This window comes from Pseudomonas sp. PB120 (assembly GCF_009761815.1).
In the GTDB taxonomy this organism is placed as follows: Bacteria; Pseudomonadota; Gammaproteobacteria; order Pseudomonadales; family Pseudomonadaceae; genus Aquipseudomonas.
Genome location: NZ_RWIN01000134.1, coordinates 1 through 9,656 on the forward strand (window position 1 = coordinate 1; position 9,656 = coordinate 9,656).

At 60.2% G+C, this 9,656-nt stretch carries 9 protein-coding genes; 5 read left to right on the forward strand and 4 right to left on the reverse strand.

The window, feature by feature from the left end:
- Positions 1-141: 141 nt before the first annotated feature.
- Complete coding sequence (gene trxB / locus EJA72_RS24585) at positions 142-1,104, reverse strand: thioredoxin-disulfide reductase (RefSeq protein WP_157714492.1); 963 nt, start codon at positions 1,102-1,104, stop codon at positions 142-144.
- A gap of 314 nt (positions 1,105-1,418) precedes the next feature.
- Between trxB and cysZ the strand changes: the two genes are divergently transcribed.
- On the forward strand, positions 1,419-2,171 hold the full coding sequence (gene cysZ, locus EJA72_RS24590; RefSeq protein WP_157714493.1) for a sulfate transporter CysZ: 753 nt from the start codon (positions 1,419-1,421) through the stop codon (positions 2,169-2,171).
- 40 nt (positions 2,172-2,211) lie between these two features.
- Positions 2,212-3,411 (forward strand): glycosyltransferase family 1 protein, encoded by a 1,200-nt coding sequence (locus EJA72_RS24595; RefSeq protein ID WP_157714494.1) that lies wholly within the window; start codon positions 2,212-2,214, stop codon positions 3,409-3,411.
- A gap of 510 nt (positions 3,412-3,921) precedes the next feature.
- Here EJA72_RS24595 and EJA72_RS24600 read toward each other — a convergent pair.
- The 3 genes from EJA72_RS24600 to EJA72_RS24610 form a co-directional block, all read right to left on the reverse strand.
- Positions 3,922-5,025: an NADH:flavin oxidoreductase gene (locus EJA72_RS24600; RefSeq protein ID WP_157714495.1), complete on the reverse strand. Its 1,104-nt coding sequence runs from the start codon at positions 5,023-5,025 to the stop codon at positions 3,922-3,924.
- Between the two features lie 216 nt (positions 5,026-5,241).
- Positions 5,242-5,724, reverse strand: a complete 483-nt coding sequence (locus EJA72_RS24605; protein ID WP_157714496.1) for a glutathione peroxidase — start codon at positions 5,722-5,724, stop codon at positions 5,242-5,244.
- A 121-nt stretch (positions 5,725-5,845) separates the two neighbouring features.
- Positions 5,846-6,331, reverse strand: coding sequence for a peptidylprolyl isomerase (locus EJA72_RS24610; RefSeq protein ID WP_008150718.1), 486 nt, complete (start codon positions 6,329-6,331; stop codon positions 5,846-5,848).
- Between EJA72_RS24610 and EJA72_RS24615 the strand changes: the two genes are divergently transcribed.
- The 3 genes from EJA72_RS24615 to EJA72_RS24625 all read left to right on the forward strand — a co-directional run.
- The gene (locus EJA72_RS24615; RefSeq protein WP_157714497.1) at positions 6,300-6,638 is read left to right on the forward strand and encodes a DUF3565 domain-containing protein; all 339 of its coding nucleotides are present in this window, start codon (positions 6,300-6,302) and stop codon (positions 6,636-6,638) included. The genes EJA72_RS24610 and EJA72_RS24615 overlap by 32 nt on opposite strands.
- A gap of 59 nt (positions 6,639-6,697) precedes the next feature.
- Complete coding sequence (gene pta / locus EJA72_RS24620) at positions 6,698-8,797, forward strand: phosphate acetyltransferase (RefSeq protein WP_157714498.1); 2,100 nt, start codon at positions 6,698-6,700, stop codon at positions 8,795-8,797.
- Positions 8,798-9,656: acyltransferase (locus tag EJA72_RS24625; RefSeq protein ID WP_157714499.1), on the forward strand; the 859-nt coding region annotated here is incomplete at its 3' end.

Below are 9,656 nucleotides of genomic sequence, written 5' to 3' on the forward strand. Positions count from 1 at the left end.
GATGGCGGTGTCTCAGTCGACATCAATGTTGAATTAAATACCGCCATCGCGAGCAGGCTCGCTCCCACAGGTTTATTGATCGACAACTGAATCGTGGGCACAAAAAAACCGGCCGAGGCCGGTTTTTTCATTTTTACGAAATCAGAACGAAGCGTTCTGCAGATCGTCGAGGTAACGCTCGGCATCCAGTGCCGCCATGCAGCCAGCGCCGGCGGAGGTGATCGCTTGACGGTAAACGTGGTCAGCCACGTCACCGGCGGCGAAGATGCCTTCCAGGTTGGTCGCGGTGGCGTTGCCGTCGCGGCCGCCCTGCACCACCAGGTAGCCGTCTTTCAGCGTCAACTGGCCTTCGAACAACGAGGTGTTCGGCGTGTGGCCGATGGCGATGAACACGCCGTCGACTTTCAGCTCGTCGAAGCTGCCGTCGTTGTTCTTCAGGCGAGCTCCGGTCACGCCCATGTTGTCGCCCAGGACTTCGTCCAGGTTCGAGTTCAACTTCAGGATGATCTTGCCTTCGGCCACGCGGGCATTCAGCTTGTCGATCAGGATCTTCTCGGCGCGGAAGGTTTCGCGACGGTGGATCAGGGTCACAGTGCTGGCGATGTTGGCCAGGTACAGGGCTTCTTCAACAGCGGTGTTGCCGCCGCCGACCACAGCCACTGGCTTGTTGCGATAGAAGAAACCGTCGCAGGTTGCGCAGGCCGAAACGCCTTTGCCCATGAACGTTTCTTCCGACGGCAGACCCAGGTAACGAGCGCTGGCGCCAGTGGCGATGATCAGCGCGTCGCAGGTGTAGGTCGCGCTGTCGCCAGTCAGGGTGTACGGCTTGGCAGCGAAGTCCACGGCATTGATGTGATCGAAAACGATCTCGGTTTCAAAGCGCTCGGCGTGCTCTTTCATGCGCTCCATCAACGCAGGGCCGGTCAGGCCGTGGACATCGCCCGGCCAGTTGTCGACTTCGGTGGTGGTGGTCAGTTGACCACCGGCCTGCATGCCGGTGATCAGCAGTGGCTTGAGGTTGGCACGGGCGGCATAGACCGCGGCGCTGTAACCGGCAGGGCCGGAACCGAGAATAATCACTCGCGAATGACGGACTTCAGACATGACCTGCTCCTGTTGACCGGCCCGAAACACCTGGCGCGGAACGCCGGGTTGCCGGCGGGAATAAAAAAGAACCGTTGAAAGCACTTGGGGAAGGCTTGAACTCGACGGTCCTGTAAAAGATTGGGTGCAGCGTATCGAGGGGGCGAAGATTAAGGAAATACGGTTTAACAATCCAGCTCATAGGTGGTCTCTATCCCGTCACGGTGAATATATCGACGCCTTTGTTACAGTTGATGTCGATGCTGCGACCGCGCTTTCGCCCGTGTGGCAAAGCCGGTAAGGTCGGCGCGTTTCCCCATTGCTCGGAGCACGATATGCCCGCCCCTGTTCTGTCCGGCCCGCAATACCTGCGCGAAGGCCTCAAGCTGGTGCTGAGCCCCAGCCTGCGTTTGTTCGTGTTGCTGCCGTTGGCAATCAACTTGGTGCTGTTCGTCGGATTGATCTATCTGGCCGGCCACCAATTCAGCCTGTGGGTCGATACGCTGATGCCGACCCTGCCCGAATGGCTGAGTTTCCTCAGTTATATCCTCTGGCCAATCTTTGTGGTGCTGGTGCTGCTGATGGTGTTTTTCACCTTCACCATGCTGGCCAACGTCATCGCGGCGCCGTTCAACGGTTTTCTCGCGGAGAAAGTCGAAGTGGTGGTCCGCGGCACCGATGACTTTCCGTCCTTCAGCTGGGGCGAACTGATCGCCATGATCCCGCGCACCTTCGCCCGGGAAATGCGCAAACTCGGTTACTTCCTGCCACGGGCGATCGGGCTGTTCATCCTGTCTTTCATCCCGGTGGTGAACATCATTGCCGCGCCGCTGTGGCTGCTGTTCGGGGTGTGGATGATGGCGATCCAGTACATCGACTACCCGGCGGACAACCACAAGCTGGGCTGGAACGAGATGCTTGCCTGGCTGCGGCAGAAACGCTGGCAGAGCATGAGTTTCGGCGGGATCGTTTATCTGGTGTTGCTGATTCCAGTGGTCAACATTCTGATGATGCCGGCCGCCGTCGCGGGAGCGACCCTGTTCTGGGTCCGCGAGCGCGGTGCAGAGAACCTGATGGCGCAACGCTGATCCCGTCATAAATCCATCATCCTAACGTCACAACGACGACATGGCCCCAGCCGACACTGGGGCCATGACGACAGCTCTGCATATCACTCTGATCACCGAAACGTTCCCTCCCGAAATAAACGGCGTGGCCAACACCCTTGGCCGTTTGTGCGACGGTCTGCGCGCGCGCGGGCATCAGGTGGAGCTGATACGGCCTCGGCAGGGTTGCGACCAGCAACTGGGCAGCGACGATGAATTACTGCTGTGTCGAGGTTGGCCGCTGCCGGGGTATCCCGGTTTGCAATGGGGCCAGTCGTCGATGCACAAGCTGCTGCGGCGCTGGAAACGCCATCGTCCAGACGTACTTTATATTGCCACCGAAGGGCCGCTGGGCTTGTCCGCCTTGCGCGCGGCCCGGCGCTTGGGAATTTCAGTGGTGAGCGGCTTTCACACCAACTTTCAGCAGTACTCCAGGCAGTACGGGCTTGGGTTGCTGACGCGTTTGCTCACCCACTACCTGCGCTGGTTCCACAATCGCTCGACGCTGACCCTGGTGCCGAGCATGAGCCAGAGAATGGAGCTGGAGCGCCGACACTTCGAACGCCTGGCGTTGCTGTCGAGAGGGGTCGACAGCCAATTGTTTCACCCCACCAAACGCCTGGCAGCCCTGCGCGAGAGCTGGGGCTTGAGTGATGAGGACATTGCGGTCATCCATGTCGGACGCCTGGCTCAGGAGAAAAATCTGGGTCTTCTCAAGCGCTGCTTCGACACGCTCAAGAACGCTTATCCACAGCGCACACTGAAACTGATCGTGGTGGGCGACGGCCCGCAACGAGCGGTACTGGAGCAGGAACTGCCCGAGGCGATTTTCTGTGGCTCGCAACGGGGCGAAGCGTTGGCCAGTCACTATGCGTCGGGGGATGTGTTTCTGTTTCCGAGCATGACCGAGACGTTTGGCAATGTGGTGCTTGAGGCCCTGGCCTCGGGATTAGGCGTGGTCGCGTACGATCAGGCTGCGGCAGCCCAGCATATTCGCCATGGCTACAACGGCGTACTGGCGATGCCCGGGGATGAAGAAGCGTTCTGCGATGCGGCGGCGTGGCTGCTGGAGGAGCGCGAAACCTTGCGTTGCGTAAGGCTCAATGCACGCCAGCATGCGAGCCGGCAGGGTTGGGCGGCGATTATCGAGCAGTTCGAGGGGCAGTTGCGGGGGGCTTGTGTGGGGGAGCAGGTGGTGCCTGGTGCAGCGACATTGCCCTGAGCTCTTGGGCGATATCAAGTAAGTCATCGCCAGCAGGCTGGCTCCCACATTGGATCTGCGGTGTACACAGAACCTGTGAAAGTCAGCCAGCCCCCACATGGGATCCGCGGTGTACACAGAACCTGTGAAAGTCAGCCACCCCCCACATGGGATCCGCGGTGTATACAGAACCTGTGAAAGTCAGCCAGCCCCCACATGGGATCCGCGGTGTACACAGAACCTGTGAAAGTCAGCCAGCCCCCACATGGGATCCGCGGTGTACACAGAACCTGTGAAAGTCAGCCAGCCCCCACATGGGATCCGCGGTGTACACAGAACCTGTGAAAGTCAGCCACCCCCCACATGGGATCCGCGGTGTACACAGAACCTGTGAAAGTCAGCCACCCCCCACATGGGATCCGCGGTGTACACAGAACCTGTTAAAGTCAGCCACCCCCCACATGGGATCCGCGGTGTACACACTACCTGTGGGAGCCAGCCTGCTGGCGATGGGGCCCTACCGGACGCCGCTTATACCAGCGTCATCAACGCCTCACGGCTGAACGGCAGGATGTCTTCCTCACGCCCGTCACGCACTTTCTGCGCCCAGTCCGGATCGACCAGCAGCGCACGCCCTACCGCCACCAGATCGAACTCATCATTGTTCAAGCGCTCCAGCAGCTTTTCCAGGCTGGCCGGCTGCGCGATCTTGTCGGTGTTGACCATGAACTGCAGGAACTCGCCGTCCAGTCCAACGCTGCCCACGGTGATGGTTGGCTTGCCGGTCAGTTGGCGTGTCCAGCCGGCCAGGTTCAGTTCGGAACCGTCGAACTCCGGCTCCCAGAAACGACGCGTCGAGCAGTGGAAAATGTCCACGCCAGCGTCGGACAACGGCTTGAGAAATTCACCCAAGGCTTCCGGCGTTTGCACCAGGCGTGCGGTGTAGTCCTGCTGCTTCCACTGGGAGAAACGGAAGATGATCGGGAAACCTTCGCCGACCGCAGCACGCACTGCCTGAATCAGCTCGATGGCGAAACGCGAACGGTTGGCCAGGTCGCCGCCGTATTCGTCGGTGCGCTGGTTAGTGCCTTCCCAGAAGAACTGGTCCACGAGATAGCCATGGGCGCCGTGGATTTCAACGCCGTCCATGCCGATGCTTTGCGCGTCTTTGGCGGCCTGGGCGAACGCGGCGATCACGTCCTGGATATCCTGCTTGGTCATGCCGTGCACGACGACCTGGCCATCCTTCAGTTTTTCCGACGGGCCATAACCCGGCACGCTGGCGTCCGGCTCGGTGCCGATGCGACGCACGCTGCCCACATGCCACAGTTGCGGAACGATCTTGCCGCCTTCGGCATGGACCGCGTCGACGACTTTCTTCCAGCCAGCCAGAGCCGCTTCACCATAGAAATGCGGCACGTTCGGGTAGCCGTTGGACGCCTTGTGGCCAACCGTGGTGCCTTCAGTGATGATCAGGCCAACGCCGGCTGCGGCGCGACGGCGGTAGTACTCGATCACCTTGGAATTGGGTACGCCACCCGGCGAGAAGGAACGGGTCATCGGAGCCATGACGACACGGGTCGGCAATTCGAGGGTGCCGAGGTGGAACGGTTTGAACAGGGCTTTAACGGGCATGGGACGCTCCACGGGAATAGACTTTATGACGAGGATAATATGGAGAGTTCAACGGCTTGAACAGCACTATTGATTGCAGTGATTAAGATCTAGAAGTCACGCGAAACTGTAGGAGCGAGCTTGCTCGCGAAAAACCTGAGAACACCTCGGGGTGCCAGGCTTTACGACGTTATCGTTAACGTCCATCGCGAGCAAGCTCGCTCCTACAGGGGGATGTCAGCTCAACGCTTTTTCAATCGCATGGATGATCGTCGGATCATCCGGCGCCGTGCGTGGCGAGAACCGCGCCAGGACGCGCCCGTCTTTGCCGAGCAGGAACTTCTCAAAGTTCCAGGTGATGTCGCCAGGGAACTCCGCCCCCTCGCCCGCCAGCAGCTTGTACAACTGATGACGCTCATGACCGTTGACTTCCAGCTTGCTGGACAACGGAAAGGTCACGCCATAGTTGAGGCTGCAAAACTGCTGGATCTCTTGCTCGGTGCCCGGCTCCTGCCCGGCAAACTGGTTGCACGGCAGGCCCAGCACGCTGAAGCCTTTACCTTTGTATTGCTGGTAAAGGTTTTCCAGCGCCGCGTACTGGGGGGTCAGGCCACATTTCGAGGCAACGTTGACCACCAGCACGACGTGCCCCTTGAAAGGCGCCAAAGGGAGCGCCTGACCATCCAGGGCTGTCAAATTAAGGTCGTGAAAAGCACTCATGACGGTCTCCAGATTCCCGTGTTCTACTCGAAACAGCCACTTGGCGATGCTGCCAGCGACAGCCGCGGACTAAAAAGGCGCCCTCGGGCGCCTCTCCAGTTCTCTGAGCTTAGCGCAGAAATCAGTGGTGATGGCCACCTTCGCCATGGACGTGGCCATGAGCGATTTCTTCCTGGCTGGCATCACGGATGTCGATGATCTTGACCTGGAAATTCAGGCGCTGACCGGCCAACGGGTGGTTGCCATCGACAGTGACGTCGTCGCCGTCCAGATCGCGAATGGTGACGATCTGCATCTGGCCGTCCGGAGCGGAAGCGTGGAACTGCATGCCCACTTCCAGCTCGTCGACGCCTTCGAACATGCTGCGGCTCAGGGTGCTGACCAGTTCGGCAGCGTATTCGCCGTAGGCATCTTCAGGTTCAACGGCTACGGTCAGCTCGTCGCCGACTGTTTTGCCTTCCAGGGCTTTTTCCAGGCCCGGGATGATGTTACCTGCGCCTTGCAGGTAAACCAGCGGCGCGCCGCCGGCGGAGCTGTCGATGACCTCACCAGCGTCGTTGGTCAGGGTATAGTCGATGGAGACAGCCTTATTGGCGGCGATCAGCATGGGGCGAGACCTTTTGCAGAAGAATATAGAAAGGCCAAGTTTAGCGAAGCAATCGTCCGAAAGCGAACACAACCCGGACAGACGGATTACGGCGCAAGGTTCGACGATCACAGGCTTCCATCAGGACGAGGACGGGCATTGGGTCGCCGAGCTGTCCTGCGGCCATACGCAGCACCTGCGGCACCAGCCGCCATGGCAGTCCCGGGCCTGGGTGCTGGATCCGGCGCAACGCACTGAAAAAATAGGCCTGCCCTTTGATTGCGGTTGGTGCGCACAAGGCCCGGTTAGCGATAACCTTGGCGACTGATTTCGGCAGATAGCCAGTGATAGGCCGTCGCCATTGCCATGCACCCTTAGAGAATCCGCATGCAAACTTTTTTTATCGCGCCCACCGATTTTGGTGTGGGCCTGACGTCCATCAGCCTGGGGCTGGTACGCACCCTTGAGCGCGCCGGCCTAAAGGTCGGCTTTTTCAAACCGATTGCCCAGCCTCACCCGGGCGACACCGGACCGGAGCGCTCGACCGAACTGGTGGCCCGCACCCACGGTTTGAAGCCGCCACAACCACTGGGCCTGGCGCACGTCGAGCGCATGCTCGGCGACGGCCAGCTCGATGAGCTGCTCGAAGAAATCATCACCCTTTATCAGCAAGCCGCTATTGGCAAGGACGTGCTGGTCGTCGAAGGCATGGTCCCGACCCGCAGCGCCAGTTACGCCGCGCGGGTCAACCTTCACTTGGCCAAAAGCCTCGATGCCGATGTGATCCTGGTCTCGGCACCAGAAAGCGAAGCGCTGACCGAACTCTCCGGTCGTGTGGAATTACAGGCGCAATTGTTCGGCGGCCCGAAAGACCCGAAGGTCCTTGGCGTGATCCTCAACAAGGTCAAGACCGAAGAAAGCATGGACGCCTTCGCCGCACGCCTGAAGGAACACTCGCCGTTGCTGCGCAGCGGTGATTTCCGGCTGCTGGGCTGCATCCCGTTCCAGCCGGAACTGAACGCCCCGCGCACCCGCGACGTGGCCGACCTGATGGGCGCGCAAATCCTCAATGCCGGCGATTACGAAACCCGGCGCATGACCAAAATCATTATCTGCGCCCGCACCATGCGTAACACCGTGGAGCTTTTAAAGCCCGGCGTGCTGGTGGTGACTCCCGGTGATCGCGACGACATCATCCTCGCCGTCAGCCTCGCGGCCATGAATGGCGTGCCGTTGGCCGGGCTGTTGCTGACCAGCGACACCCTGCCCGACCCTCGCATCATGGACCTGTGCCGTGGCGCATTGCAGGCCGGCCTGCCGGTGTTGTCGGTGAGTACCGGTTCGTACGACACCGCCAACCAGTTGAACGGCTTGAACAAGGAAATCCCGATCGACGACCGCGAGCGCGCGGAGATCATCACCGACTTCGTTGCCAGTCACCTCGATGCCAACTGGCTGCACCAACGCTGCGGCACACCACGGGAAATGCGCCTGTCGCCTGCGGTGTTCCGTTATCAATTGATCCAGAGGGCCCAGGCCGCCAACAAACGTATCGTGTTGCCCGAAGGCAGCGAGCCGCTGACCGTGCAAGCGGCTGCTATCTGTCAGGCGCGCGGCATCGCCCGCTGCGTGTTGCTGGCGAAACCAGAAGACGTCGAAGCCGTGGCTCGCGCACAAGGCATCGAGTTGCCACCGGGGCTGGAGATTCTTGACCCGGACCTGATCCGCGAGCGTTACGTCGAGCCGATGGTGGCGCTGCGCAAGAGCAAAAGCCTCAACGCGCCGATGGCCGAGCAGCAACTGGAAGACACCGTGGTGATCGGCACCATGATGCTGGCGCTGGATGAAGTCGACGGGCTGGTGTCCGGCGTCATTCACTCCACCGCCAACACCATTCGCCCGGCCCTGCAGCTGATCAAAACGGCACCCGGCTGCACGCTGGTGTCGTCGGTGTTTTTCATGCTGTTTCCCGAAGAAGTGCTGGTCTACGGCGACTGCGTGATGAACCCGCACCCGAGCGCCAGTGAACTGGCCGAGATCGCCCTGCAAAGCGCCGATTCGGCGGCGGCATTCGGCATCACTCCGCGCGTGGCGATGATCAGCTATTCCAGCGGTGAGTCGGCCAGCGGCGAAGAAGTCGAGAAGGTCCGCGAGGCCACGTTGCTCGCGCACGAACAACAGCATTCGCTGCTGATCGACGGCCCGCTGCAGTACGACGCCGCCGCCAACGAAACCGTCGCCCGGCAACTGGCGCCGAACAGTCAGGTCGCCGGTCGCGCCACGGTGTTCGTGTTCCCGGACTTGAACACCGGCAACACCACGCACAAAGCCGTGCAGCGCAGCGCCGACTGCGTCAGCCTCGGCCCGATGCTGCAAGGCCTGCGCAAACCGGTGAACGACCTGCCGCGCGGCGCGCAAGTCGATGACATCGTCTACACCATCGCGTTGACCGCGATTCAAGCCGCCAACCGACCTTTGGATCTTTAAATGCTGGATTTCCTGCCTGCCGCCGCACGTGGCGTGATTGCCTCGTTGTTGCTGGCGCTGAATACGATTTTGCTCTGCTCGTTTCTGTTCTGCGTGGCCATTTTCAAGGTTTTGCCGTTTGCCCTCACCCAGCGCTTCACGCGGTGGCTGATGAGCCACACCCATGAAGCCTGGATCAGCAACAACAAGGCCTGGATGAACCTGGTCCGCCGCACTCGCTGGCACCTGAGCGGCCTTGAAGGCCTGGATTATCAGCACTCGTACCTGATCACCAGCAACCACCAGAGCTGGGTCGACATCATGGTGTTGCAGTACGTGCTCAATCGACGCATCCAGCCGCTCAAGTTCTTTCTCAAGCAGGAGCTGATCTGGGTACCGGTGATTGGCCTGGCCTGGTGGACGCTGGGCTTTCCGTTCATGAAGCGTTACTCCAAGGCCTACCTGGAAAAGCACCCGGAGAAGAAAGGCAAAGACCTGGAAACCACGCGCAAGACCTGCGTGAAGTTTCGCGACAACCCGGTGGGCATCTTTAACTTTGTCGAAGGCACGCGCTTCACCGAAGGCAAACATGCACAGCAGAAATCACCGTTCAAATACCTGCTCAAACCCAAGGCCGGTGGCATCGCGTTTGTGCTGGATGCGATGGGTGAGCAGCTTGAGTCCATCGTCAACGTGACGATTCACTATCCGGGCGGGCGTCCGGGGTACTGGGATTTGCTCTGCGGCAACGTCGCGGACGTGGTGGTGCATTTTCAGGAACTGAAGATTCCGCCGCAGTTCATTGGCAAGAATTACGACCAGGATGGGGAGTATCGCTTGCAGTTTCAGGGGTGGATCAATCAGTTGTGGGAAGACAAGG

What these genes read in the sequence shown, in the direction of transcription:
- EJA72_RS24600 (WP_157714495.1), bottom strand. Translation starts at nt 5,025, where the DNA reads ATGCCCGTTAAAGCCCTGTTCAAACCGTTCCACCTCGGCACCCTCGAA.
- trxB (WP_157714492.1), bottom strand. Translation starts at nt 1,104, where the DNA reads ATGTCTGAAGTCCGTCATTCGCGAGTGATTATTCTCGGTTCCGGCCCT.
- cysZ (WP_157714493.1), top strand. Translation starts at nt 1,419, where the DNA reads ATGCCCGCCCCTGTTCTGTCCGGCCCGCAATACCTGCGCGAAGGCCTC.
- EJA72_RS24615 (WP_157714497.1), top strand. Translation starts at nt 6,300, where the DNA reads ATGGAGACAGCCTTATTGGCGGCGATCAGCATGGGGCGAGACCTTTTG.
- pta (WP_157714498.1), top strand. Translation starts at nt 6,698, where the DNA reads ATGCAAACTTTTTTTATCGCGCCCACCGATTTTGGTGTGGGCCTGACG.
- EJA72_RS24610 (WP_008150718.1), bottom strand. Translation starts at nt 6,331, where the DNA reads ATGCTGATCGCCGCCAATAAGGCTGTCTCCATCGACTATACCCTGACC.
- EJA72_RS24595 (WP_157714494.1), top strand. Translation starts at nt 2,212, where the DNA reads ATGGCCCCAGCCGACACTGGGGCCATGACGACAGCTCTGCATATCACT.
- EJA72_RS24605 (WP_157714496.1), bottom strand. Translation starts at nt 5,724, where the DNA reads ATGAGTGCTTTTCACGACCTTAATTTGACAGCCCTGGATGGTCAGGCG.